Consider the following 23,688-nt stretch of genomic DNA (forward strand, 5'->3'; position numbering starts at 1 on the left):
CTTCTCCGCCCTGGCACGATGGCGGTCGACCTGACGGAACGAACCCGGGAGCAACGGTGACCGAGATCCAGCTGGGGGACATCCGCGCGCGCTGGTGGGGCGCCGAGCCTGCCGACGCCGAGGTGGCCGTCCTCGCCGTCCACGGCCGCGGACAGACGACCGACTACATGACGGCGGTCCTCGACCGGTTGCCGGGCGGACTCCCAGCCGTCGCTGCACTCCTGCCGCAGGCGGCGGATTGCTCGTGGTACCCCGAGCGGTTCGTCGCGCCGATCGAGCAGAACCAGCCATGGCTCGATGACGCGCTGGCCACCGTGACGCGCGGACTGGACGCTCTGGCCGAGGCGGGTCTGCCCCGGCAGCGCGTCGTCGTCCTCGGGTTCTCGCAGGGGTCGTGCCTGCTCTCGACGTTCCTCCTGCAGGAGAGCGGCGCCGCGGGTCTTGCGGGCGCCGCACTGTTCGCGGGCGGGTACGTCGGGCCGAGGGGCATGGCTCCGCCGACCGGCGACGCCTCGCTCGACGGTCTGCCCGTGCGTATGGCGCTCGCCGAGGCGGACGATCTGGCGCCGCTGTTCCGCACCGAGGAGACCGTGCGGGCCCTCGTCGAGCGCGGGGCCGAGGTCCGGCTGGACGTGCTTCCCGGTGAGGAGCACGTCGTCGCCGACTCGCAGGTCGAGGCGCTCGCCGAGCTCGTGCGGGACGCCGCGGCAGGTTGACGCGGGGGCTGCCGGCAGACGCGGCTCGACGGGTGCGGGCAGACGGAGAGCCTCGTTGGGAGCCGAGCCGAGCCGAGCCGAGCCGAGCCGAGCCGGGGCGGGGCGGCGGGCGAGGGGTTCGTCGTCGTCGGCTTGACCCGATCCGCCACGGCGGGCCGGGCGACGGGCGGCTCGCGGCGAGCCGGATCTAGCGTCGACATCGAGCGGCACGGAGCCGTGCCCGGCGCCGCACCACCCAGGTCGACGAGGAGCGAAGGAGCTTCCCATGCCCCACATCAACGGTTCCCACCACGTGACGCTGTCCGTCGGTGACGCGCAGGAGGACGTGGACTTCCACGTCAAGGTCCTCGGCATGCGCTTCATCAAGAAGACCGTCCTGTTCGACGGTGGCCTGCCGATCTACCACCTGTACTACTCCAACGCGGCGGGCGACCCGTCGGCCGTCATCACCACCTTCCCCTGGAAGCAGGCGGGTCTCGAGGGGCGCCGAGGGACCAACCAGGCTCGGGAGAACCAGCTGGCGGTGCCGGCGGGGTCGCTCAACTACTGGACGGACCGTCTGGGGTCGTTCGGCATCGAGACCCGCGACCTCGAGGCGCTGGGCACCCGCCGCCTGGCCTTCGACCACCCCTCGGGCATCAACTACCAGCTCGTCGAGGTCGAGAACGACCCGCGGGTCGGCTACCCCAAGGGGGGAGTCGGGGGCGAGCACGCGATCCACGGCATCTACGGGGTCGGCATCCACGTGCAGAACCCGGAGAACATGGTCGAGTTCCTGGGCGACTCGTTCTACAGCCGTGACGTCAAGGAGGAGGGTGAGCGGTTCCAGCTGGCCGTCGGCACCCCCGAGCACGGGAACAACGTCGAGCTCGTGGTCAACCGGACGGAGGAGCCGGGGACCTGGCGGTACGGGTCCGGCACGTTCCACCACTTCGCGTGGAACATGGACAACCTGGAGAACCAGGCCGAGGTGAAGTTCGACCTCGAGGGCATCGGCTACACCGACGTCTCCGACCTCAAGGACCGCACGTACTTCAAGTCCAACTACATGCGGACCCCCGGTGGCGCGCTGTTCGAGCTGGCCGTGACCCACGAGGAGGGCGGCTGGACCTGCGACGAGTCGCCCGAGGAGCTGGGCAGCAGGTTCATGCTTCCCCCGCACTGGGAGGACAAGCGGGACGAGATCATGCAGAAGCTCGACCCCGTGACGATCCCGACCAACCCCACGGACGCGACCCGGCCCACCACGCTCTGAGCGGCCCGATCTCAGCTACTCGCGCCGAGCCGGCGGTGCGGGTGGAGCCCTCCAGCGGCATCCACTCGCCGCGTCAAGGCTCCGCTCGCGGTGTGGGCTGCGTCGTGCGGGGCACGGCGTAGCCGCCGGACCGCGGCCGGTCCTCCCGCGGGGAGACACCGAACCGGTCCTTGTAGACCCGGGACAGGTGGGCGGGTGAGCCGAGTCCCCAGCGGCGTCCGAGGTCGGCCGCCGACACGTCGGCGAGTGCAGGGTCCTGCAGGTCGCGGCGAGCACGGGCGAGGCGACGGTCGGTGACGAACCGGGGCGCGCTCGTGCCCTCGGAGGCGAGCACCCGGGACAGGTACCGCTCGGAGATCCCGATGCCGGCGGCGACGCTGACCGCGCCGAGGTCCGGCTCGGCCAGGCTCCGGTCGACGAGGTGGCGGGCGAGCAGGAAGTAGCTGCGCAGCGAGGGCGCGGCCCCCGGTACGCACAGGCGCAGCGCCTCGAGCACGTCGGCCGGCCGCCACTCCCCGCCGGGGAGGAGCTCGGCGGGCGCGTCGTGCCAACGCGCGCCGCGCAGCATCGTCGAGGTCAGCGTGGCCACCCGCGGGTCCACGAGGCCGCCCGGGCGGGGCTCGAGCACCCGGGAGACCGCGGTCGTCGCAGTGACGGCGGTGAGGAAGTCCTCGCGCGGGACCAGCCACATGAGCAGGTGCATGCCGCGGTCGTACGCGCGCCGGAACGGGACGTCCGCGTCGAAGACCATGACCTCACCGGTGGCGACCGACCGGTGGGGACCGAGACCGTCGCCGTGCGCGGCCGGGCCCAGCTGCGCGGCGATCGCCACCGCTCCGGTCGGCCAGTGCTCGACGTCGCCGGTCGACCGGCCGACGACGTGGCTGCGTGCCTGCACCTCCGCGACGACGGAGTCCTCGGCCCGGGTGGAGCGGATGCGCGCGTCCATCGGTCGACGACCCGGTGTGCGCACGGAGATCTTGTGGAGGAGGTGGGCGCTCGCGGCCTCCCAGGACTCGTTGCGCACCGCGGGCTCGACCAGGGTGGTCGAGAACTCCCGGACCTCGGTCATGACGCGCTCCTTCGGGCGGTGCAGCGGTGCGGCGCCCTCGATGAGGATGCATGGGCGATCGGGGGGCGTCAAGGACGCGCGGTCCGTGTGCGCCGCCGATCGGGAGCCTGCCGCGTCCGTACCTCCGGCCGTCTTGTCTGGATCGGCCACGTCGGTCCGTTGGACGGACTTCCACGTGGTTCCGGCCTCACGTCGGGACGAGGATGAGGACCGGTCGGGGCCGCCGGGCCTCTCGGCGACCCGACGGGTCGGCGACGGCCCATGTCGACCGGTCGAGACCGTCGTCCACACGGAGGTGGAACAGATGACCAGCACGTCCAGCGTGTACGTCGCGCACGCCCAGCGCGTCGTCTCCGGCCCCGGTGCCGCGCGTACCGCGCTTGCCGGCGAGATCGAGGCGGTCGGGGGCGGGCCGGTGCTGCTCGTGGTCTCCGAGCGGGAGCTGGGCATCGCCGAGGCGCCGCTCGCCGCGCTCTCGGCGGCGGGCGTCGACGTCGCCGCGACGTTCCCCGACGTGCGCCCGCACGTCCCGGCCGACGCCGCGGAGGCCGCCCGCGCCGTCGCGCGCGACCACGGGGTTCGCACGGTCGTCGCCCTGGGCGGGGGCTCGACGACGGGGCTCGCCAAGGCGATCGCGCTGACCGACGACGTGCGGATCGTCGCGATCCCGACGACGTACGCGGGCTCCGAGGCGACGGTCGTCTGGGGGGTCACGGAGAACCAGCGCAAGACGAACGGGTCCGATCCGCGGGTCCTGCCGGCGTCGATCGTGTACGACCCGGAGCTGACCGTCACCCTTCCGGAGTCACTGTCGGTGACCTCCGGCCTCAACGCCATGGCTCACTGCGTCGACTCGCTCTGGGCGCCGTCGGAGTCCGCGGTCTCCACCGCCTACGCGACCGAGGGGATACGCGCCCTCGGACAGGGGCTCGCCCCCGTCGTGGCCGACGGCGCCGACCTCGCCGCGCGCGGTCGCCTCCAGGACGCCACCTACCTGGCCGCCGCTGCCTTCTCCGCGGCCGGCTCAGGGATGCACCACAAGATCTGCCACGTGCTCGGCGGCCGGTTCGACCTCGAGCACGCGGCCCTCCACACGGTGGTGCTGCCGCACGTGCTGGCATTCAACGCGCAGGCCGCACCTGACGCCGCGGCAAGGGTCGCGACCTCGCTCGCGGTCGCGGGGTACGGCGACGGGACCGACGCCGTCGGTGCGCTGCTGCACCTGTACGACGCGCTCGGCGCGCCGCGCGCCCTGGCCGACCTGGGGCTCCGGACGGAGGACCTCGACGAGGCCGCTGAGCTCGCACTGGAGAAGGTCCCCGCGTCCAACCCCCGCCAGGTCGGGACCGAGGATCTTCGCGCGCTCCTCGGACGCGCCCAGGCGGGCGAGGCCCCCCGCGGATGACCGCCGACGAGAGGTGCGCCCGACGCCGGGCCGGGGTCTCCGACCTGGCAGTGGCCCGACGCGGCCGCACCAGCACGGCGCCGGCGAGACGCGGTGCGACGGATCTGAACGATCAGCAGCCAGAGACACGGAGGTCATGACATGGCGAAGGTGGTCCCGGCCCCGGAGCCGGGTTCCGAGCAGGAGCACCGCGAGGCCCAGGTCCTCGAGGAGGTGCTCGCCAGCTTCGCGGGCACGCCCGACGCCCGCCTCCGCGAGGTGATGGAGAAGCTCGTCACGCACCTGCACGCGTTCATCCGCGACACACGCCTGACTCAGGACGAGTGGGACACCGCCATCGCGTTCCTGCGTGCGGCGGGCGACATCACCTCGGACGTGCGCCAGGAGTTCATCCTGCTCTCCGACGTGCTCGGCGCCTCGATGCTCACCGTGGCGGTCAACGAGCCGGCCCGTGGCGACGCGACGGAGGCCACGGTCTTCGGCCCGTTCTTCGTCGAGGACGCCCCGCACGTGGAGCTCGGCGGCGACATCGCCCAGGGTGCCGCGGGTACGCCCGCCTGGGTCTCGGGCACCGTGAAGGACGTTGACGGGAACCCGATCGCAGGCGCTCGCCTCGAGGTCTGGGAGGCCGACGACGACGGCTTCTACGACGTCCAGTACGAGGACGGACGCACCGAGGGCCGCGCCTACCTCATCTCCGGCGACGACGGCGACTTCCGGTTCTGGGGCGTACAGCCGACGCCCTACCCGATCCCGCACGACGGGCCGGTCGGCCAGCTCCTCGAGGCCACGCACCGCTCCCCGATGCGCGCCTCGCACCTGCACTTCATGGTCACCGCGCCCGGGTACCGGCGACTCGTCACGCACATCTTCGTGCGCGGGGACGAGCTGCTGACGTCCGACGCCGTGTTCGGCGTCAAGGAGTCGCTCATCAAGGACTGGATCCACCACGAACCCGGCAGCCCGACGCCGGACGGCCGTGAGATCGAAGGCCCGTGGACCTCCGCCGAGTTCGACATCGTCCTTGCGCACGCCGAGGACGGGGACGCGCAGGATCCGTCGGGCGCGGCCCCCAGCTCGTCGGCCCAGATGACGGGCCGGACCTGACCGGTCCGAGGTACGGCTGCGCGGTGCGGCAGAGAACGTGCCTACGGTCGGCCCATGGGTGCGGACGCGATCGCTGAGACGGGACGCGCCACCGAGGTGGTCGTCGTCGGTGCCGGGGCGGCGGGTTGTGCCGTCGCGGCGCGTCTCGCCGACGAGGGCCTGCGCGTGCTCCTGCTCGAGGCCGGCGCGCTCGGCGTGGACCCCATGATCAGCGTGCCGATGGGCTTCGTCCGCACGATGACCAGGCAGCCCCTGTCCTACCGGTACGACGCCGAGCCGGGGCCCGACGCACCGTCCGACGACGACCACTGCTCCGACATCACCTCCACCACCGACGACGACGGCACCAACGCGCACGGCTCCGCCGAGACCTGGTTGCGTGGTCGCGGTCCCGGCGGCTCGACGCTGATCAACGGCACGATGTATCTCCGCGGCGAGTCCCATCTCTACGAGGCGCTCGCGGCCGAGCTCGGACCGGCCTGGGCATGGCCCGAGTTCGAGGCGGCGTTCGCGCACGTCGAGCGCAGGCTTCCGGCGCCGGTGCCCGCCGCCGACCCCGGCGAGTCACCCGTCCTGCGCGCCCTCGCCGGCGGACTCGCGGCGACCGGTGCACCTTTCGTGCCGGACGTGCGCGTCGGGGGTGGCCCGCGTGCCGGCCGGACACCCGGCACGATCCGGTGGGGACGCCGCGTCACTGCCCTCGCGCTCCTGCGGCGTCACCTGCTCACCGGGCGCGTCCGGCTCGTCACCCGACGCCGCGCGGTCCGGGTCCTTCTGGAGGCGGGCCGTGCCGTCGGCGTCGTCGTGCGCACCCCGGACGGGCGGCATCTCGTGCACCGGGCCCGGGAGGTCGTCCTCGCGGCCGGCGCGCTCGAGTCGCCGCAGATCCTCGAGCGCTCCGGCATCGGAGACCCCGACCGACTGGCGAGCCTCGGCATCACGCCGCGCGTGACCTCGCGCGCGGTCGGGGAGGGGCTGCGCGAGCAGCGCGGCGCCACGGTCAAGCTGCGCATACACGACGGCCTCGGCATGAACGAGCGACTGCGCGGACCCGGCCTGCGCGGCACGATCCTCCGGTACCTGCTCACCGGGGCGGGACGCCTGGCGGGCGGCCCGTACGACCTCGTCGCATCCGTGGATTCGCGCGGTGGTCGGACGCCTGACCTGCAGCTTCTCCTCACCGAGGTCTCGACCGGTGACGACGGGCTGACGCCCGCCGAGCACGCCGGGCTCATGATCCAGGCTTTCCCGCTCGTGCCGCGCGCGACCGGTGCCGTGCACGCCACCGGACCCGATCCGGACGCCCGACCCGACCTCAGGGGCCCGCTCCTCGGCGACGTCCGTGACCGCGTCATGGCTGAACGCGCCCTCGCGGCGGCGCAAGCGGTGGCGGCGACGGACGAGGTCTCGCGCATCGCGATCGACGAGCTGGCCCCCGCGGAGCTCGCGCCCGCGGGTGATGTCGCCGCGGCCGCGCGCTACGTGCGGGACACGGGCGGCGCGATCTTCCACTCCGTGGGCACTGCCGCTGTCGGCGGACCGGACGCGGTGCTCGACGAGCGGCTGCGCGTCCGTGGCGTCCCCGGTCTACGGGTCGCCGACCTCTCGGCGCTCCCGTTCCACACCTCGGGCGGGACCCAGGCCGTCGCCATGGCGCTCGGGCACCTCGCGGGGGGCTGGATCGCGAACGACCTGCCCCACGGTCGCGCGCGCCCGGAGTGATCGGCGCGCTCGCGACGTCATCCTTTCAGTCGGCGAGTAGATCAGGCGTGATGTCCCACCAGGCCGGAACGCGCACGGCACTCCGCTACGCGACGCTCCGCGCGACGTCGTCGTAGGCGTCCAGAGCCAGCTCCACCAGGGCCGCGCGCATCTCGGTCCCGTGCTCGGCGGTGGCGTCCGTGGGATCCCCGAGGACACCGTTCGGGCTGAGCGCGCGCACCCCGCGCGCCCGCATCTCCTCGATGATCTCGCGGATCGGGGTCGTGTTCCCGGTCTCGGCCAGCTCCGTGCGCACGCGTTCGGGCGTCAGGTGCAGCAGCAGCGACGTCTCGGACCGGCCGGCGCGCGCATCCATGCCGGCCAGGCCGAGGTGGTGCCGGGCGAGCACGCGTCCCTCGGAGGCGCAGGTCTCGATCGCCGCACGGATCCCGGCCGCGTTCCCGCCGTGCCCGTTGATCGCGAGCACGGCGTCGAAGGTCGTTGCCGAGCCGCGGACGATCGCCACCAGCACGTCGCGCAGCGCCTCCGTACCGATCGAGATGGTGCCGGGGAAGTCGGCGTGCTCGTCGCTCGCCCCGTACGGCAGCGTCGGGGCGAGGACGGCGCCGGGCCGGGCCGCCACCACACCCTCGGCGACCGCCGTCGCCGTCGTGGCGTCGGTGTCCAACGGGAGGTGTGGCCCGTGCTGCTCGAGAGCGCCCACCGGGAGCACGAGGACGGTGGGCGTCCCGGACGTCCTGCCCTCGACCTCGGGCCACGTGGCGTCGGCGAGCCTCATCGGGGCCCCGAACCCGCGGCGCCCTGGTCCGTGGCTGCGGCGTCGGTGCGCGACGTCCCCGTCAGGCGTGCGGTGAGGCCCGCGGAGCGCTCGGCATCGAGGAGGTCGAGATGGTCGATCGCGCTGAACGCGGCGTCGATGCAGGTGGCGAGGTCGGCTGAACGGCGCGGGATCCACTGCCGGTAGGCGGCGATCGCCGTGGACAGTGCGACCTCCCCGAGGAGCTGCGGGCCGAACGCCGTGGCGTCCTCGCAGAGCCGGCGGCCGACGAACTCCGCGATCGCCCGGCGCCAGCCCTCGAACTTCAACAGGGAACGCGCGATGAGATCGGGCTCGGTGAGGATGAGCCGGAGCCGGGCCCGGTGCTGCGCCATGCCCTCGGGCGGCACCCGGTTGAAGTCGACGACGGCGATGCGCAGGGCCGCCATCATCGGCACGTCGTCGTCGACGTCGGCCAGGGTGGCGCGCAGGCGTTCGACCTCGGCGTCGAAGTCGCCCCAGACGACGTCGGCCTTCGTCTCGAAGTAGCGGAAGAAGGTGCGCCGGGAGACGCCGCCCGCGGCCGCGACCTGCTCGACCGAGACGTTCGCGTAGCCGTGCTCGGTGAAGAGGTCGACCCCGATCGTGGCGAGCGCGTCGTGCGTCGTCGCGCGCGGCCGACCCGGCGAACGGTCCGAGCCGGGCGTGCCCCGGTCGGCGTCGTCCGGGTCCGTCTCCGCGACGGAGTCCGGCCGGCCTTCCCCGCTGTCGTCGGTCCCACGGTCCGTCATCGGGCGTCCTCCCTCGGCGATCCGTTGCAGTGGCACACAGTGTCATATACGCTCACGAGAGCACTGTGTGGGCCAGCCCACACAAGGGTCCGACGTCCTGATGACTGTTCGAGGAGGAACACATGACCCAGTCCATCACGACGTCGCCCTGAGCCCGCTCCCGGCCCGCGACCTTCCCCGCGCGGACCTGGATCGACCGATCGACGTGGGGACCCACCTCCCTGGGCCCCTGCGTCACCGCACACAGACGTGAGGAGACAGCACATGGCAGGACGGCTCGAGGGCAAGGTCGCGCTCGTCTCGGGAGGTGCGCGCGGGCAGGGACGCTCCCACGCGCTGCGCCTCGCCGAGGAGGGTGCCGACATCATCACGTTCGACGTCGTCGCACCGATCGACGGCGTCGAGTACCCGGCGCCCACCGCGGAGGACCTCGCGGAGACCGTGGCGCAGGTCGAGGCGCTCGACCGCCGGATCGTCGCCCGCACCGCGGACGTGCGCGACTGGGCGGCGGTCAAGGCGGTCGTCGACGAGGGCGTCGCCGAGCTCGGCGGTCGCCTCGACGTCGTCTCCGCCAGCGCCGGCATCTTCACGTTCGGGACCCCCGCCGTCGAGGAGTCCGAGGAGTCCTGGGACACGATGCTCGACATCAACCTCAAGGGTGTGTGGCGCACGGTCAAGGCGGCCGCGCCGCACATGATCGAGGCCGGCAACGGCGGGTCCGTCGTGCTGACCAGCTCCACGGCAGGCCTGCAGGGGACCGCCAACGTCGGTTCCTACACCGCCGCCAAGCACGGCGTGGTCGGCCTCATGCGCACGCTCGCGCTCGAGCTGGGTACGCACAGGATCCGCGTCAACACGGTGCACCCGACCGCGGTCAGCACGCCGATGGTGCTCAACGACGCGCTGTACCGGCTTTTCGCGCCGGACCTGGAGAACCCGACGGAGGACGTGTTCCGCGAGCGCATCGAGGCGCTGCACGCCCTCCCGGTCTCAGCGGTCGAGCCCGTGGACATCTCGAACGCCATCGTCTGGCTGTCCTCGGAGGAGGCCCGGTACGTCACCGGCACCGAGATCAAGGTCGACGCCGGCTTCACGCTCTGACAGATCCGACGACAGGCCACCAACGATCACGACGAAGGAGTCACGCATCATGGCTGGACGAGTAGAAGGAAAGGTCGCGTTCATCTCCGGGGCGGCGCGCGGGCAGGGGCGCTCGCACGCCATCCGGCTCGCCGAGGAGGGGGCGGACATCATCGCCTTCGACATCTGCAAGGACGTGGAGACCAACGAGTACGCGGGCTCGACGCCCGAGGACCTCGCCGAGACCGTGCGGCAGGTCGAGGCCCTCGACCGGCGCATCGTCGCTCGTGAGGTCGACGTCCGGGACTACGACGCCGTCAAGGCGGTGGCGGACGAGGGTGTGGCCGAGCTGGGCCGACTGGACATCGTCGCCGGGAATGCCGGCATCACCGGTGAGCTCAACCCGACCGAGGACCAGTCCGAGTTCGGGTGGCAGACGATGATCGACGTCAACCTCACCGGCGTGCGTCATACGGCCAAGGCGGCCATCCCGCACATCAAGGCGGGCGGGAACGGCGGAGCGATCATCCTCACGAGCTCGACCGCCGGGATCAAGGGCTACGCCAACCTCTCCCACTACGTCGCGGCCAAGCACGGCGTCGTCGGGCTCATGAAGGCGCTGGTCCTCGAGCTGGCCGGGGACAGTATCCGGGTCAACACCGTGCACCCCACCCAGGTGGATACGGACATGATCCAGAACGACTCGCTGTACCGGCTGTTCCTCCCGGACAAGGAGAACCCCACGAGGGAAGACTTCGCGGCGGTCTCGCGTGGCATGCAGGCGCTGCCGATCCCATGGGTCGAGGCCCGTGACATCTCGAACGCCCTGCTCTTCCTCGCCTCCGACGAGGCTCGGTACATCACCGGCCAGCAGCTGAAGGTCGACGCCGGCCAGACCAGCCTCTGACCCCGTCCCCGATCCATTGCTGAACGCACGACGAAGGAGTCACGAATCATGGCTGGACGAGTAGAAGGAAAGGTCGCGTTCATCTCCGGGGCGGCGCGCGGGCAGGGGCGCTCGCACGCCATCCGGCTCGCCGAGGAGGGCGCGGACATCATCGCGTTCGACATCTGCAAGGACGTGGACTCGGTGCCGTTCCCGGGAGCGACGCCCGAGGACCTCGCCGAGACCGTGCGGCAGGTCGAGGCGCTCGACCGCCGGATCGTCGCCCGCGAGGCGGACGTGCGGGACTTCGACGCGGTCAAGGCGGTCGCGGACGAGGGCGTGGCCGAGCTCGGACGGATCGACATCGTCTCGGGCAACGCGGGGATCTCCGGTGAGCTCAACCCCGCCGCCGTGATGTCCGAGGTGGGGTGGCAGGAGATGATCGACATCAACCTCACCGGCGTGTGGCACACGGCCAAGGCGGCCATCCCGCACATCCAGGCCGGCGGCAACGGCGGGGCGATCGTCATCACCAGCTCCGTCGCCGGGCTCAAGGGGATGGGCAACATCGCGCACTACGTCTCGGCGAAGCACGGCGTCGTCGGACTCATGCGGGCGCTCGCCATCGAGCTGGCCCCCGACAACATCCGCGTCAACTCCATCCACCCCACCCAGGTGGACACCCCGATGATCATGAACGACACGATCAAGGGACTGTTCACGGGCAACGAGAACGCGTCGGACGAGGAGTTCGCCGGTGTGTCGCAGGCGATGAACACCCTGCCGATCCCGTGGGTCGAGGCTCGTGACATCTCCAACGCCCTGCTGTTCCTCGCGTCCGACGAGGGCCGTTTCATCACCGGTGTGCCACTGCCCGTCGACGCCGGCGCGCTGCTCAAGTAGCTCGACAACCAGTACGAGAACCCACGAAGGAGTCACGAACCGTGGCAGGACGTATGGAAGGCAAGGTCGTCTTCATCACCGGCGCCGCTCGCGGCCAGGGGCGCAGCCACGCGCTGCGTCTCGCGGAGGAGGGGGCCGACATCATCGCCATCGACATCTGCGAGTCGGTGCCAGGAGTCGTCTACGACGGTGCGACCTCGGAGGACCTTGCCGAGACCGTGCGGCAGGTCGAGGCGCTCGACCGCCGGATCGTCGCGCGGGAGGCCGACGTGCGGGACGAGGACGCCCTCGCCTCCGCGGTGGCGGACGGCGTGGCCGAGCTCGGCCGTCTCGACGGCGCCGTGGCGAACGCGGGCATCGACATCATCAAGCACTGGCAGGACTTCACCAAGGACGACTGGGACAACACGATCGGCACGAACCTCACCGGCGTGTGGAACACGGTCCGTGCGGTCGCGCCGGCGATCATCGACGGCGGCAACGGCGGGTCGATCGTCCTCATCTCCTCGGCCAACGGCATCAAGCCCGGACCGTTCAACGCCCCGTACAACGCGGCGAAGTTCGGCGTCACGGCGCTGTCGAAGTCGTTCGCCATGGAGCTGGGCAAGCACCGCATCCGGGTCAACAGCATCCACCCCGGTGCCGTCGAGACCCACATGGGAACGGGCGCGGCGGGCAACATCGGGGAGCTCGACAAGGAGAACCCGGGTCTCCTTCAGATGCTCAACGGGTGGTTCAACAACGACGACGGAAGTCTGAACTTCATGCAGCCGCGCGAGATCTCCAACGCGGTCCTGTACCTGCTGTCCGACGAGTCCCCCTTCACGACGGGGCTCGCGATGAACGTCGACGGCGGGATGGCGTCCTACTGACGGCCCCCGGCCCGGCAGCGCGACTCTCGGGTCGCGCCGCTGAGCCGGCCCCGCCACATCCTGCGCTCCCGAGGAGCGCGACCTCCCGGCCGACCACCAACCGCACGCTCGATGCTCACCAACCGCACGCTCGACGACCACCAACCGCACACTCGGCGAACGAGGGTGACCAGAGCTTCCCCACGAAGGCGAGAAATGACCACGCAGTCCACCGGCACCCGAGACACCGGCTACGTCACGCGCATGCGCGAGCGGGTCGGTGAGCGCGTCGTCGGGCGCGAGCACGAGCTGGACCTCGTGCTCGCCGCCGTCGCCGCGGGTCGGGACATCCTCCTCGAGGGCCCGCCGGGGACCTCGAAGTCCACTCTCCTGCGCGCCATCGCGGAGGAGTGGGGAATCCCGTTCGTCCTGGTCGAGGGCAACGCCGACCTCACGCCGAGCAAGCTCATCGGCGGCCACGACCCGGCGCGCGTGCTGCGCGAGGGGTACAAGGACGCGAACTTCGTCGACGGCCCGCTCGTGCGGGCGATGCGCGAGGGCGGGTTCCTCTACATCGAGGAGTTCAACCGCGCCCCCGACGACACCCTCAACACGCTGCTCACCGCGATGGCCGAGCGTGAGGTGACGGTCCCGCGCGTCGGCACGATCGGCGCACAGCCGACGTTCCGGATCATCGCCTCGATGAACCCCTACGACAACGTCGGCACCACACGGCTCTCGTCCTCGGTCCACGACCGGTTCAACCGGCTCGTCGTCGACTACCAGGACGACGCCGCCGAGCGCGAGATCGTCGCCCTGCGCACGGGGCTCGCCCCGGACGCACACGACGACGTCTCCCCGGCGCTCGCCGAGGCGCTGGTCGCCGACGCCGTGGCGCTGACCCGCGCCACCCGCGACCACGAGGACACGCGCCAAGGGAGCTCGGTGCGCGGCGCGATCGACCTCGCGCTCGTCGGTGCCCAGCTCCTCGCGATGCGTGGCATCGACACCCCCGGCGAGGGGCGGATCACCACGGAGGACTCCCCGCGCCGCAGGTACGCGGAGTCGATGCGCGACGCCGCGCTGGTCGCCCTGTCCGGCCGGCTGCACGTCGATGCCGCCAGCGCGACCACGCCCGAGCGCGTCGTCCAGGAGATCTGGGAGGACCACTACCTCCTCCAGCCCGCGGCGGCTGCCGGTGGTTGAAGAGAGGTCGCGGCCGACTCCCCGGTCCGGCGCAGGTCGGACACGTCCAAGGGGCGTCGTCGCCCGAAGGTCCTCGACGAGGAGCCGACCGTGTTCGAGCCGGCCACCGGCGAGGGCGGGGGACAGGTCCTCGTCGCCACCGGCGACGGCACCAAGGGGCCCGGCGCGCGCACCCGCGGGTCGGCCGCACCCGGCGAGACCGGGGAGGAGGGCGAGGTCGTCGACCTCGCCGATCTCGACGACGAGGCCGACGCCGACGCGCTGCGCCGCGCCCGCGAGATCGCCGCTGCCCTCGCGATCCCGCAGCCGCCCAGGCGCGAGTCCGCAAGGCGCGGGCTCGGCGAGCTCGAGTCCCTGCCCTACGTGGGCGCCGCGGACGACATCGACCTCGAGGCGACCGTCGACAATCTCGTGGCCCATCCCGTGCCCGACCCGCGCGACGTCGTCGTGCGCGAACGTATCCGGCAGCGCCGCGCCGTGGTGCTCGTCGTCGACGTCTCCGGCTCGATGCGGGGCGAGCGCATCCGCTCGGCCGCCGCGGCCGTCGGCGCCCTCGTCGGCGAGCTCGTGCGGGACGACCTCGCCGTCGTCGCCTTCTGGTCCGACGCCGCGATCCTGTCCCCGATGGGGCGCACCGCCACGTCGGGCGAGATCCTCGAGCTGCTCGTGCGCATCCCCGCGCGCGGGCTCACCAATCTCGAGCTGCCGCTGCGGCTCGCCCGCGACGAGCTCGCGTCCGTACCCGGCTCCGAGGGCCGGGTCCTCCTGCTGTCGGACTGCGTGCACAACGCCGGACCCGACCCGCGCAGCGTCGCCGCGGCCCTCCCGCGCCTAGACGTCCTGCTCGACACCACCGGCGAGAAGGACGTCGACCTCGGGCGCGACCTCGCCCGGCTCGGCCGCGGGACGCTCGAGACCGTGCGCTCCCACCGCGACCTCCCGGCCGCGCTCTCCCGGATCCTCGCGTCGTGAGCGATCCGTGCCCACCGGACCAGGCCCGCGGCACCACGCCGTCGGGCACATCGGCGCGATCACCGCGCCCTGAGAAGTAAGGACAGCAAGCCCATGGCCAACCCGTGGTTCGAAAGCGTCATCGAGGCGCAGCGCCGGGCGCGCAGGCGCCTCCCGAAGTCCGTCTACATGGCCCTCGTGGCCGGCTCCGAGCGGGGCACGACGGTGCGCGGCAACATCGACGCCTTCTCCGAGCTCGGCTTCGCTCCGAAGATCACGAGCAACCCGATGAACCAGGACACCTCGACGACGATCATGGGCGTCCCCGTCGACCTGCCCGTGATGATCTCGCCGACCGGTGTGCAGGCCGTCCACCCCGACGGCGAGCTCGCCGTGGCTCGCGCCGCCCACAACCGCGGGGGCGCGATGGGGCTCGGCGCCTACTCGTCGAAGCCGATGGAGGACGTGATGGCGGCCAACCCCGGCCGCACGTTCTTCCAGATGTACTGGTCGGGCGGCCGCGACCAGATGCTCGCCCTCGCCGAGCGGGCGCGGGCAGCGGGCGCCGTCGGCCTCATCGTCACCCTCGACTGGACCTCCGGCTACGGCCGCGACTGGGGCAGCCCCGAGATCCCCGAGCAGATGAACATCAAGACGATCCTCAAGTACATTCCCGAGATCGTCGCCGGAGGCAAGTTCGACTACGCGCTGGACTGGGCCAAGACCCTGCGCCCGCCGGAGCTGTCCGTGCCCAACGCCGTCCTCAAGGGCGAGCGTGCGCCGGGCTTCTTCGAGGCCATGGGCTGGTGGCGCCAGACCGAGATCCCCTCATGGGAGGACATCGCCTGGCTGCGCGAGCAGTGGGGCGGTCCCTTCATGGTCAAGGGCATCACCCGGGTCGACGACGCGAAGGCGGCCCGTGACGCCGGTGCCACCGCGATCTCCGTGTCCAACCACGGCGGCAACAACCTCGACACCACGCCGGCCGCCATCCGCCTCCTCCCGGCCATCGCCCAGGAGGTCAGCAGCGAGGTCGAGGTCCTCATGGACGGCGGCGTCCGCCGCGGTTCGGACGTCTACAAGGCGATCGCGCTCGGTGCGCACGCGGTGCTCATCGGCCGCGCCTACCTGTGGGGCATGAGCGCCAACGGGCAGGGCGGCGTGGAGAACGTCCTCGACATCATGCGCGACGGGCTGAAGGCCGCGATGATGGGCAACGGTCACGAGACGCTCGACCAGATCTCGGTGTCCGACCTCGTCATCCCGCCGCACTTCGCGATCACCGCCGGCGGCGAGGACGGCAACGTCTGGGGCGCCCCCGAGCTGCGCAGCGACGTGGCGATCGACCAGGAGCGCGCGGCGGAGCACCGGTAGTCGGTCCGGGAGCGGACCGGGACCTCCCGACCGCCGCGCGGGCTCGCTCCCGACGGCCACGCGCGCTCTCGGGGATCGCGCCCCCCGCTCCCGACGAGTGGGTGGCAGCCGACCCGGATTCCACCGTTTCTGAGTCGATCGCCACCCGCTCGTCAAGGCACCGGGAGTCCCGGCGCCTGGTCGAGGAGCTGGACCGCCGGATCCTCACCGTCCAGGCCGACGTCCGCGACGCCGCAGCACTCAAGGAGGCCGCGGCCCGCGCGGTCGCCGAGCTCGGCAGTCTCGACATCGTCGTGGCCAACGCCGGCATCTGCGAGCCCGCCAAGTGGGAGGACATCACCGCGGACTCGTGGAAGGACACGATCGACATCAACGTCACGGGCGTGTGGAACACGATCACGGCGGCAGCCCCGCACATGATCGAGGCCGGCAACGGTGGCGCCGTCGTCATCACCTCGAGCTACGCCGGCAAGAAGGTGCAGCCGATGATGATCCACTACACGACCTCCAAGCACGCCGTGGTCGGCATGACGCGCGGCTTCGCGGTCGAGCTGGGACTGCACAACATCCGCGTGAACTCCGTCCACCCGGGCGGCGTCGCGACCCCGATGGGCAGCCCCGGCGTCATGGCGGCGATCGAGTCCTCGACCAAGGAGAACCCCAAGGTCAACCAGATGGGCCAGCCGTTCATCGGACCCGGCTGGATGGAGCCCGAGGCGATCGCCGACGCCGTGGCGTTCCTCGTCTCGCCCGCGGCCGCCAACATCACCTCCGAGCACCTGAGCGTGGACCAGGGCATGCAGTACTTCTGACCGGTCCGGGTCGCACCCGCGACCCCCACCCGGCACGACGACGGCGCCGGCACCTCCCGCAGGTGCCGGCGCCGTCGTCGTGGATGGGCGCCGGTGACCGTCGTCCGGCGCGGTGACCGCGCCGCCGGGGGGTCGTAGCCCGGTGCGGTGAGAGACGGACGGTGAGCGGTCAGGGGCCGAGGAGTGCGATCGCCCCGTCGGTGGTATTCGCACGGCCCCAGTGCCGGGCGATCCGGGCCACGGCGGACTCGTGGGCGGCCTGGTCGTACGAGGCGCAGGCGTCGGTGACGAGAACGACCCGGAAGTCGCGCTCGACGGCATCGCGCAGCGTCGTCTCGACGCAGATCTCGGTGGCGACCCCGCAGATCAGGAGGGTCTCGACGCCCAGGTCGCGCAGCGCCCGGTCGAGGCCCGGGGAGGTGAAGCCCGAGTAGCGGTGCTTGACGTGCACGAGCTCGCCGGGCGCCGCGGTGACCACGAACGGTTCGGCTCCCCACGTGCCGGTGCGGCAGTTGCGCGCAGGAGGAGGCGTGCCGGCCGGCAGGGAGTACCGCTCGTCCCAGGCCGCGGAGTCGACCTGCTCGTCGTGGGCGGTGCGGACGTGGACGACCGGGACCTGGGCGTCCCTGGCCGCGTCGACGAGCCGTACGACGCGACTCACGGCGGCCGGGATCGATGCGACGTCGAGGCCGCGTGCGGCCATCGTGCCGTCCGGCGAGCAGAAGTCGTTCTGCACGTCGACGACCACCACGGCGAGCCTCGCGCCCGCCCTCATGGCCGGATGTCCCGGCGACCGTTGCCGGGAGCCTCCTTGCGGACGCCCCGGCGCCCGACCTGGGGCGCGGGCGTCGTCGTGCGGCACGGTGGGGGCGTCACTGCTCGCCGACGATCGATGCCACGTCGATCTCCTCGCTCACGTATCCCTCCGCGCGCATGCGCTCGGAGAGGAACTCCAGGGACTCCACGTCGATGTCGGTGTGGTACTCGGGCAGGATCATGGCGTCGGCGACCTCGGGGTCGAGGTCGGGCACCGCCGAGCGGAACGCGTCCGGATCGCTGTCGACAAGCTCGATCGTGGCCGCGAGGCCCGCCCGGAACGCGTCGATCACCTCGGGGTTCTCCGCGGCGTACTGGTCGGACGCCAGGAACGAGCCGACCTGCAGCCCCGGGTAGGCCTCGACGTACGGGTGGGACACGACGCGGTCCCCGGCCTCGAGGGCGAGCGTCCGGAAGGGCTCGATCACCCAGGCCGCCTCGACCTGACCGGAGTCGAGTGCAGGGAGCATGTCCGGGAAGCCGAGCTCGACGTACTCGATGGCGGACGGGTCCGCGCCGGCGTTCTCGACGCTCGTGGAGATGGTGATGTCCCCGATGTTCTGCAGCGTGTTGACGGCGACCTGACGGCCGGCGAGGTCCGCGGAGGTCTCGATGTCCGAGTCGGCCGGCACGACGACCGCCGAGAAGTCGGACTCGGGGTCCTCGGTCGCGAACGTCCCCGGCGCGATCATCGTGATCGGCAGACCCTGGTCCGCCGCGAGCAGCACGCTGACCGTGTTCGACCCGGCGATGTCCAGCGTCCCGCCCACGACACCCGGGATGGCGGCCGCACCGCCGGCGGAGGTGTCGACCCGGACGTCGAGCCCCTCGTCCTCGAAGAGCCCCTGGTCGACGCCGTACTCGAGGAACGCCGAGGGGATGCCGGCGGTCTCGCCGACGCGGACCTCGGTGAGACCGCCGTCGCCGCCGCCCCCACCGTCCCCGGTCTCGTCCGAGTCCCCGCCGCACGCGGCGAGCACGAGTGTCGTGGCGAGCGCGATGGTCGACACGATGACTGGACGCGAACGCTTCATGGGTCCTCCCGGGGCTGCGGACGCTGCGACGCGTCCGAGATCTGTGCGGGTCGGCCCTCGACCCGGCTGGAGGAGACGGTAGGCCCCGCTCGCCGCAGTGCGATGGGTGACGGAACCGATTCGACATGGTGGAATTCTCGGCGGGGTCAGCCATGCAGAACCGGCATGCACCCCCGAACCGTTCGAGACTGCGGAATCGCGTCGCTGCGGCGGGAACGGTCCGGCCCGACCTCCCTAGCATCCCCGCAAGGACCGGCCACGGTCGACGCGGGCCGAGCAACCGGTGCCGCGAGGAACAGCCCAGGGGAGATCCACGCATGAAGGTCGTCATCGCAGGGGCCGGCATCGGCGGCCTGACCCTCGCCCTCTCGCTGCACGAGGCAGGCATCGACTGCGAGATCCACGAGGCCGCCCCCGAGATCACCCCGATCGGCGCCGGCATCAACCTGCTCCCGCACGCGATCAAGGTGCTCGACGGCCTCGGCGTGCTGCCCGCGCTCGAGCGCGTGGCGGTCGAGACCCGTGAGGCAGCCTTCTTCAACCGGCACGGGCAGTTCGTTCACAGCGAGCCGTCCGGGCGGTTCGCCGGCTACGCCCATCCCCAGCTGTCCATCCACCGGGCCGACCTCCAGCTCACTCTGCTCTCCGCGGTGCGCGACCGCCTCGGGGAGGGGGCCGTGCACCTCGCCAGCCGCGCGACCGGGTTCACCGACGGTGACGGCGCGGCGGTCCTGCACACGATCGACGCCGCCGGACGCGAGGTCGACGTGGCGGGAGACGTCGTCGTGGGGGCGGACGGCGTGCACTCCGCGGTGCGCGCCCAGCTCTACCCGGACGAGGGTGCGCCGAGGTACTCGGGCGTGACGATGTGGCGCGGCGTCGTCGAGTGGGACGGGTTCCTCACGGGCGCGTCGATGACGCGGGTCGGCTGGCTGACGAGCGGGAAGATGGTCATCTACCCCGTGCGACCCGCCACGGACGACGGGCGCCAGCTCGTCAACTGGGTGGCCGAGGTCGAGCGCCCCCGCCCCCAGCGCCGCGAGTGGAACCGGCCCGGCCGGCTGGAGGACTTCATCGACGTCTTCGAGGACTGGAGCTTCGACTGGCTCGACGTCGCCGGCATGATCCGCGCGACCGGGACCGTCCTCGAGTACCCGATGGTCGACCAGGACCCGCTGCCGCGCTGGTCGTTCGGACGAGTCACCCTGCTCGGCGACGCCGCACACCCCATGATCCCGCGCGGGTCCAACGGTGCCGGCCAGGCGATCCTCGACGGGCCGGTACTCGCCCGGTACCTGGTCGCGGGCCCTGATCCCGCCGCGGCGCTGACCGCCTACGACGACGAGCGCCGCCCGGCCACCTCCCAGGTGGTGCTCACCAACCGGACCAACCCGCCGGACACGATCCTGCGCGAGGTCTACGAGCGCACCGGGGACCAGCCGTTCGACCGCATCGAGGACGTCATCTCGGCCGAGGAGATGACCGCGATCAGCGACCGGTACAAGAAGGTCGCGGCGTACGACCGCGACCGGCTCGCCTCGTCGTAGGGAGCTCGTGGACGAAGCCCCTGCGTGCTGTGCCGCACGAACATGTATGCGATCGCTGTGGACCGGAGATGCGGCGGCACCTCACCGGAACTGACGTACGAGAGATCGATGGATGGAGCAGCAATGGACGCTGTGCAGGAGCGGTACGTGCCCATGGAGCACCAGGAGGTACCACGACGGGTGGTGGTCACAGGAGGTGGGAGGGGGATCGGAGCCGCGCTGGTCAGTGCGCTCGCGGAGTCCGGCGACCGAGTGGTAATCGCCGATCTGATCGACGACGGCGCGCAGCTCGCCGACGAGCTCACCACCGCGGGTCGAGACGTCTCGTTCATCCGGACCGACATCGGCGACGAGTCGTCGGTGGCGGCGCTCGCGGACCACTGCCGCAGCGCCCTGGGGGCGGTCGACGTCCTCGTCAACAACGCCGGCATCTACCAGTCGCTCGGGGCCAAGGTCCCGTTCGAGGAGATCTCGCCCGACGCGTTCCGGCGCGTGCTCGACGTCAACGTCACCGGGACCTGGCTTGTCACGCGCGCGATGCTTCCCCTCCTCGAGAACGGTAGCGATGCGCGGATCATCTGCACCGCGTCGTCGACGGTCCACATGGGTGTTCCGTACTTCGCGCACTATGTCGCGTCCAAGGGGGCCGTGATCGCGCTCGTCCGGGCGCTCGCGCCGGAACTGGGCAAGAAGGGCATCACGATCAACGCCGTCGCCCCCGGTCTCGTCGACACCGAGGCCACGCGGATCCTCAACGGCAAGGAGTACCTCCCGACGGCCGCCCAGCGCCGCGCGATCCCTCGCACGATGGTGGCCGACGACCTTGTCGGTGCCGTGCGTTTCCTCGGTGGACGCGACTCGGGATTCATCACCGGACAGACCCTCGTCGTCGACGGCGGCGTGGTCTTCCTATGAGCATGAGCGACGGAAGGACAGGCATGCACGACACGATCCTCGACAAGGCGACGGGCGCCACCCTCGGCGAGGTCACCCTCGACGACGCGGCATCAGCCGACCGGACGATCGCCACGGCGGACGCGGCGTTCCGGAGCGGACCGTGGCGCTACGACGCCAACCTCCGGCAGGTCGCGCTCGCCGGCTGGGCCGACGAGCTGGAGCGCCACGGCGACGAGCTGGCCGCGATCATCCGCGGGGAGACGGGCAAGGTCCGCCGCGAGTGCGATCGCGAGGTGGCGATGGCGATCGACGCCCTGCGCTTCAACTCGGGTGCTGCGCGTTCCGTCGCGGGCACGGCCCACGAGCTGCCGGACGGGAGTGCCGGTCACCTGGTCCGCGTGCCGGTCGGTCCCGCCGCGTTCGTCACTCCCTGGAACTGGCCACTCTTCCTCCTCCTGCGGGACATGGCTCCTGCCCTCGCGGCAGGCGTGACGGCCGTGATCAAGCCTGCCCCGCTCACTCCGCTGGCGACGGCCCGCGCGATCGAGCTGGCCGGCGGTCACGTGCCCGCGGGCGTCCTCAACATGGTCCGCGGTGGCGCCGACATCGGACAGCTGCTCAGCAGTGACGAACGCCTGAAGGTTGTCGCCTTCACCGGCTCCACGCAGGTCGGACGCGACGTGGCTCGTACGGTCTCCGGCCGCCTCGGCCGTCCGTTCCTCGAGCTCGGCGGCAAGGGCGTGAGCGTCCTCCACGACGATGCCGACCTCGACGCCGCGATCGACACGATCTTGACGTTCGGGTTCATCACCGCCGGCCAGATGTGCATGGCGAACTCCCGCGTCCTCGCGCATCGCTCCGTGGCCGACGAGGTCCGCGACCGACTCGTGGACCGCGTGTCCCGACTGGTTGTCGGACATCCGGACGACCCCGCGGTCGACACAGGGGCGATCGTCTCCACCACCCAGGCGGAGAAGATTCGGGGCTACCTCGAGATCGCGAGGAACGACGGCACGCTCCTGGTCGGTGGCGAGCAGCCTGGCGGGCTCGACCTTCCGGGCGAGTTCATCACCCCGGCACTCGTGGCGGGCGACCAGATCGATACGCGCCTGCTCAAGGAGGAGATCTTCGGCCCCGTCGTCACGCTCGAGACCTTCGACTCCGACGCGGACGCGGTCCGGATGGCCAACGACACGGACTACGGCCTCGCGGCCGCGGTGTGGACGAACGACCTCCGGCGCGCGTGGCAGTCCGCGCGGGCCCTCGACTTCGGGACCGTCTGGCTCAACCGGTACAACCGCACGTTCTCGGAGGTCCCGTCCGGAGGGATGAAGGCCTCCGGAGTGGGCCGGACGCGTGGGTTCGACGGGATCCACGAGTTCATGGAGCTCAAGCACATCAACTTTGACGTCGGGCACCTCGCGGTGTGAGACGGCTGCCTCCCCCCTACGAAGAAAGGACGACAGGAATGCGGAAAAGATTCACGGTCGCATGCGCAGGAGCCCTCCTGGTGCTCACAGGCTGTAGCGGCAGCGACGATGGCGATACAAGTGCCGAGGGAGATGACTCCGGCAGTGGCTCAGGTCTGACCGAGGTGACCATCGGCGTCATGCCGATCCTCGACGTGGCCCCTCTCTACCTCGGTGTGGAGCAGGGCATCTACGAGGAGCACGGCATCGACCTCAGCTTCGAGAGCGCGCAGGGCGGCGCCGCGATCGTGCCGGCGGTCGTCTCCGGCGAGTACGACTTCGGCTTCTCGAACACCACCTCGCTCATGCTCGCGCAGACCACCGGGCTCGAGCTCGAGGTCGTGAGCCCGGGCGCCTCCTCGACCGGGAACCCGGAGGACGACTTCGGCGCCATCCTCGTCCCGGAGGACAGCGATCTCGAGTCGGTCGAGGACCTCGAGGGCCACAGCGTGGCGATCAACACGCTGAGCAACATCAACGACACGCTCATCCGTGACGCGGTCGACCGTGCCGGAGGGGACTCGTCCGCGGTGGAGTTCGTCGAGATCGGCCACGCTGACATGGTGGCCGCGCTGGAGAGCGGTCAGGTCGACGCCATCTGGGAGGTGGAACCCTTCCTCACGATCGGCCGCGACACCGGATTCCGTGACTTGTACAGCCTCTACGCGGAGGCGACGCCAGACCTGACTGTCGCCGTCTACTTCACCACGGCAGCGTTCGCCGAGGAGGACCCGGACACGGTCGACGCGTTCATCGAGGCGACCGCCGAGGCGCTTGACTACGCAACGGAGAACCCCGATGAAGCCCGGGGCGTGCTCACCGACTACACGGAGATTGATCCCGAGATCATCCCCGAGCTCACACTTCCGGCCTTCCCGACCGAAGTGAACCTCGAGTCCGTCGAGTTCGTCGCCGACGCCGGCGCGCACTACGGGGTGTTCGCCCGCGACGAGGTCGACCTCGAGGCACTGTTCCCGCGGGCCCAGTGACGTCGGGTCCGGCCGGGCCGCCTCGCGTCGCCCGGCCGGAGCCGCCGT

General features: G+C 71.6%; 22 protein-coding genes. 17 read left to right on the top strand and 5 right to left on the bottom strand.

Annotated features, from left to right (window positions below):
• Nucleotides 1-56: 56 nt before the first annotated feature.
• Nucleotides 57-716, top strand: coding sequence for an alpha/beta hydrolase (locus tag ACPYO4_RS01750; protein ID WP_425707478.1), 660 nt, complete (start codon nt 57-59; stop codon nt 714-716).
• A 265-nt stretch (nt 717-981) separates the two neighbouring features.
• Complete coding sequence (locus ACPYO4_RS01755; protein ID WP_425707479.1) at nt 982-1,971, top strand: VOC family protein; 990 nt, start codon at nt 982-984, stop codon at nt 1,969-1,971.
• A 73-nt stretch (nt 1,972-2,044) separates the two neighbouring features.
• Here the strand turns inward: ACPYO4_RS01755 and ACPYO4_RS01760 are convergent, their stop codons facing one another.
• Nucleotides 2,045-3,043 (bottom strand): helix-turn-helix domain-containing protein, encoded by a 999-nt coding sequence (locus ACPYO4_RS01760; RefSeq protein WP_425707480.1) that lies wholly within the window; start codon nt 3,041-3,043, stop codon nt 2,045-2,047.
• Nucleotides 3,044-3,347: 304 nt separating this feature from the next.
• Here ACPYO4_RS01760 and ACPYO4_RS01765 point away from each other — a divergent pair, with 304 nt between their 5' ends.
• From ACPYO4_RS01765 to ACPYO4_RS01775, 3 genes are all read left to right on the top strand, one after another.
• Nucleotides 3,348-4,448 (top strand): maleylacetate reductase, encoded by a 1,101-nt coding sequence (locus ACPYO4_RS01765; protein ID WP_425707481.1) that lies wholly within the window; start codon nt 3,348-3,350, stop codon nt 4,446-4,448.
• 141 nt (nt 4,449-4,589) lie between these two features.
• Nucleotides 4,590-5,555 carry a dioxygenase gene (locus ACPYO4_RS01770; RefSeq protein WP_425707482.1) on the top strand — a complete coding sequence of 322 codons (966 nt, stop codon included), beginning with the start codon at nt 4,590-4,592 and terminating at the stop codon, nt 5,553-5,555.
• A 54-nt stretch (nt 5,556-5,609) separates the two neighbouring features.
• On the top strand, nt 5,610-7,277 hold the full coding sequence (locus ACPYO4_RS01775) for a GMC family oxidoreductase (RefSeq protein WP_425707483.1): 1,668 nt from the start codon (nt 5,610-5,612) through the stop codon (nt 7,275-7,277).
• A gap of 85 nt (nt 7,278-7,362) precedes the next feature.
• Here the strand turns inward: ACPYO4_RS01775 and mftE are convergent, their stop codons facing one another.
• On the bottom strand, nt 7,363-8,055 hold the full coding sequence (mftE, locus tag ACPYO4_RS01780; protein WP_425707484.1) for a mycofactocin biosynthesis peptidyl-dipeptidase MftE: 693 nt from the start codon (nt 8,053-8,055) through the stop codon (nt 7,363-7,365).
• Complete coding sequence (gene mftR, locus ACPYO4_RS01785) at nt 8,052-8,825, bottom strand: mycofactocin system transcriptional regulator (protein WP_425707485.1); 774 nt, start codon at nt 8,823-8,825, stop codon at nt 8,052-8,054. The genes mftE and mftR overlap by 4 nt, the downstream gene beginning before the upstream one ends.
• Nucleotides 8,826-9,089: 264 nt before the next feature.
• On the opposite strand from mftR, the gene ACPYO4_RS01790 reads away from it, so the two are divergent.
• The 8 genes from ACPYO4_RS01790 to ACPYO4_RS01825 all read left to right on the top strand — a co-directional run bounded on the left by ACPYO4_RS01790 (nt 9,090) and on the right by ACPYO4_RS01825 (nt 16,888).
• Nucleotides 9,090-9,926: a mycofactocin-coupled SDR family oxidoreductase gene (locus ACPYO4_RS01790; protein ID WP_425707486.1), complete on the top strand. Its 837-nt coding sequence runs from the start codon at nt 9,090-9,092 to the stop codon at nt 9,924-9,926.
• A gap of 49 nt (nt 9,927-9,975) precedes the next feature.
• Nucleotides 9,976-10,812, top strand: coding sequence for a mycofactocin-coupled SDR family oxidoreductase (locus ACPYO4_RS01795; RefSeq protein ID WP_425707487.1), 837 nt, complete (start codon nt 9,976-9,978; stop codon nt 10,810-10,812).
• 48 nt (nt 10,813-10,860) lie between these two features.
• A complete protein-coding gene (locus ACPYO4_RS01800; protein WP_425707488.1) occupies nt 10,861-11,694 on the top strand; it encodes a mycofactocin-coupled SDR family oxidoreductase in 834 nt (277 codons plus the stop codon).
• A 41-nt stretch (nt 11,695-11,735) separates the two neighbouring features.
• Nucleotides 11,736-12,566, top strand: a complete 831-nt coding sequence (locus ACPYO4_RS01805; protein WP_425707489.1) for a mycofactocin-coupled SDR family oxidoreductase — start codon at nt 11,736-11,738, stop codon at nt 12,564-12,566.
• Between the two features lie 195 nt (nt 12,567-12,761).
• Nucleotides 12,762-13,751, top strand: a complete 990-nt coding sequence (locus tag ACPYO4_RS01810; protein WP_425707490.1) for an AAA family ATPase — start codon at nt 12,762-12,764, stop codon at nt 13,749-13,751.
• A 90-nt stretch (nt 13,752-13,841) separates the two neighbouring features.
• A complete protein-coding gene (locus ACPYO4_RS01815; protein ID WP_425707491.1) occupies nt 13,842-14,723 on the top strand; it encodes a vWA domain-containing protein in 882 nt (293 codons plus the stop codon).
• Nucleotides 14,724-14,816: 93 nt separating this feature from the next.
• Nucleotides 14,817-16,076, top strand: coding sequence for a pre-mycofactocin synthase MftD (gene mftD, locus ACPYO4_RS01820; protein WP_425707492.1), 1,260 nt, complete (start codon nt 14,817-14,819; stop codon nt 16,074-16,076).
• A 101-nt stretch (nt 16,077-16,177) separates the two neighbouring features.
• On the top strand, nt 16,178-16,888 hold the full coding sequence (locus tag ACPYO4_RS01825; protein WP_425707493.1) for an SDR family oxidoreductase: 711 nt from the start codon (nt 16,178-16,180) through the stop codon (nt 16,886-16,888).
• Nucleotides 16,889-17,057: 169 nt separating this feature from the next.
• Here ACPYO4_RS01825 and ACPYO4_RS01830 read toward each other — a convergent pair whose 3' ends face one another.
• Both ACPYO4_RS01830 and ACPYO4_RS01835 read right to left on the bottom strand, forming a co-directional pair.
• A complete protein-coding gene (locus tag ACPYO4_RS01830) occupies nt 17,058-17,663 on the bottom strand; it encodes a cysteine hydrolase family protein (protein ID WP_425707494.1) in 606 nt (201 codons plus the stop codon).
• A gap of 97 nt (nt 17,664-17,760) precedes the next feature.
• Nucleotides 17,761-18,738 (bottom strand): ABC transporter substrate-binding protein, encoded by a 978-nt coding sequence (locus ACPYO4_RS01835; RefSeq protein ID WP_425707495.1) that lies wholly within the window; start codon nt 18,736-18,738, stop codon nt 17,761-17,763.
• A 317-nt stretch (nt 18,739-19,055) separates the two neighbouring features.
• Between ACPYO4_RS01835 and ACPYO4_RS01840 the strand changes: the two genes are divergently transcribed.
• The 4 genes from ACPYO4_RS01840 to ACPYO4_RS01855 all read left to right on the top strand — a co-directional run bounded on the left by ACPYO4_RS01840 (nt 19,056) and on the right by ACPYO4_RS01855 (nt 23,640).
• Nucleotides 19,056-20,285, top strand: coding sequence for a flavin-dependent oxidoreductase (locus ACPYO4_RS01840; protein ID WP_425707496.1), 1,230 nt, complete (start codon nt 19,056-19,058; stop codon nt 20,283-20,285).
• A gap of 123 nt (nt 20,286-20,408) precedes the next feature.
• Nucleotides 20,409-21,200: an SDR family NAD(P)-dependent oxidoreductase gene (locus ACPYO4_RS01845; RefSeq protein WP_425707497.1), complete on the top strand. Its 792-nt coding sequence runs from the start codon at nt 20,409-20,411 to the stop codon at nt 21,198-21,200.
• Between the two features lie 23 nt (nt 21,201-21,223).
• On the top strand, nt 21,224-22,612 hold the full coding sequence (locus ACPYO4_RS01850) for an aldehyde dehydrogenase family protein (RefSeq protein WP_425707498.1): 1,389 nt from the start codon (nt 21,224-21,226) through the stop codon (nt 22,610-22,612).
• Nucleotides 22,613-22,650: 38 nt separating this feature from the next.
• Nucleotides 22,651-23,640 carry an ABC transporter substrate-binding protein gene (locus ACPYO4_RS01855; protein ID WP_425707499.1) on the top strand — a complete coding sequence of 330 codons (990 nt, stop codon included), beginning with the start codon at nt 22,651-22,653 and terminating at the stop codon, nt 23,638-23,640.
• Nucleotides 23,641-23,688 lie beyond the last annotated feature (48 nt).

Source organism: Georgenia sp. Z1491 (assembly GCF_049856175.1).
GTDB lineage: Bacteria > Actinomycetota > Actinomycetes > Actinomycetales > Actinomycetaceae > JB111.

Excerpts from the sequence above, each read along its gene's own strand:
- ACPYO4_RS01790 (WP_425707486.1), top strand. The coding sequence starts at position 9,090 with ATGGCAGGACGGCTCGAGGGCAAGGTCGCGCTCGTCTCGGGAGGTGCG.
- ACPYO4_RS01850 (WP_425707498.1), top strand. The coding sequence starts at position 21,224 with ATGCACGACACGATCCTCGACAAGGCGACGGGCGCCACCCTCGGCGAG.
- ACPYO4_RS01765 (WP_425707481.1), top strand. The coding sequence starts at position 3,348 with ATGACCAGCACGTCCAGCGTGTACGTCGCGCACGCCCAGCGCGTCGTC.
- ACPYO4_RS01835 (WP_425707495.1), bottom strand. The coding sequence starts at position 18,738 with ATGAAGCGTTCGCGTCCAGTCATCGTGTCGACCATCGCGCTCGCCACG.
- ACPYO4_RS01775 (WP_425707483.1), top strand. The coding sequence starts at position 5,610 with ATGGGTGCGGACGCGATCGCTGAGACGGGACGCGCCACCGAGGTGGTC.
- ACPYO4_RS01760 (WP_425707480.1), bottom strand. The coding sequence starts at position 3,043 with ATGACCGAGGTCCGGGAGTTCTCGACCACCCTGGTCGAGCCCGCGGTG.
- ACPYO4_RS01845 (WP_425707497.1), top strand. The coding sequence starts at position 20,409 with ATGGACGCTGTGCAGGAGCGGTACGTGCCCATGGAGCACCAGGAGGTA.
- ACPYO4_RS01795 (WP_425707487.1), top strand. The coding sequence starts at position 9,976 with ATGGCTGGACGAGTAGAAGGAAAGGTCGCGTTCATCTCCGGGGCGGCG.
- ACPYO4_RS01770 (WP_425707482.1), top strand. The coding sequence starts at position 4,590 with ATGGCGAAGGTGGTCCCGGCCCCGGAGCCGGGTTCCGAGCAGGAGCAC.
- ACPYO4_RS01755 (WP_425707479.1), top strand. The coding sequence starts at position 982 with ATGCCCCACATCAACGGTTCCCACCACGTGACGCTGTCCGTCGGTGAC.
- ACPYO4_RS01830 (WP_425707494.1), bottom strand. The coding sequence starts at position 17,663 with ATGAGGGCGGGCGCGAGGCTCGCCGTGGTGGTCGTCGACGTGCAGAAC.
- ACPYO4_RS01810 (WP_425707490.1), top strand. The coding sequence starts at position 12,762 with ATGACCACGCAGTCCACCGGCACCCGAGACACCGGCTACGTCACGCGC.
- mftR (WP_425707485.1), bottom strand. The coding sequence starts at position 8,825 with ATGACGGACCGTGGGACCGACGACAGCGGGGAAGGCCGGCCGGACTCC.
- ACPYO4_RS01800 (WP_425707488.1), top strand. The coding sequence starts at position 10,861 with ATGGCTGGACGAGTAGAAGGAAAGGTCGCGTTCATCTCCGGGGCGGCG.
- mftD (WP_425707492.1), top strand. The coding sequence starts at position 14,817 with ATGGCCAACCCGTGGTTCGAAAGCGTCATCGAGGCGCAGCGCCGGGCG.
- ACPYO4_RS01840 (WP_425707496.1), top strand. The coding sequence starts at position 19,056 with ATGAAGGTCGTCATCGCAGGGGCCGGCATCGGCGGCCTGACCCTCGCC.
- ACPYO4_RS01855 (WP_425707499.1), top strand. The coding sequence starts at position 22,651 with ATGCGGAAAAGATTCACGGTCGCATGCGCAGGAGCCCTCCTGGTGCTC.
- mftE (WP_425707484.1), bottom strand. The coding sequence starts at position 8,055 with ATGAGGCTCGCCGACGCCACGTGGCCCGAGGTCGAGGGCAGGACGTCC.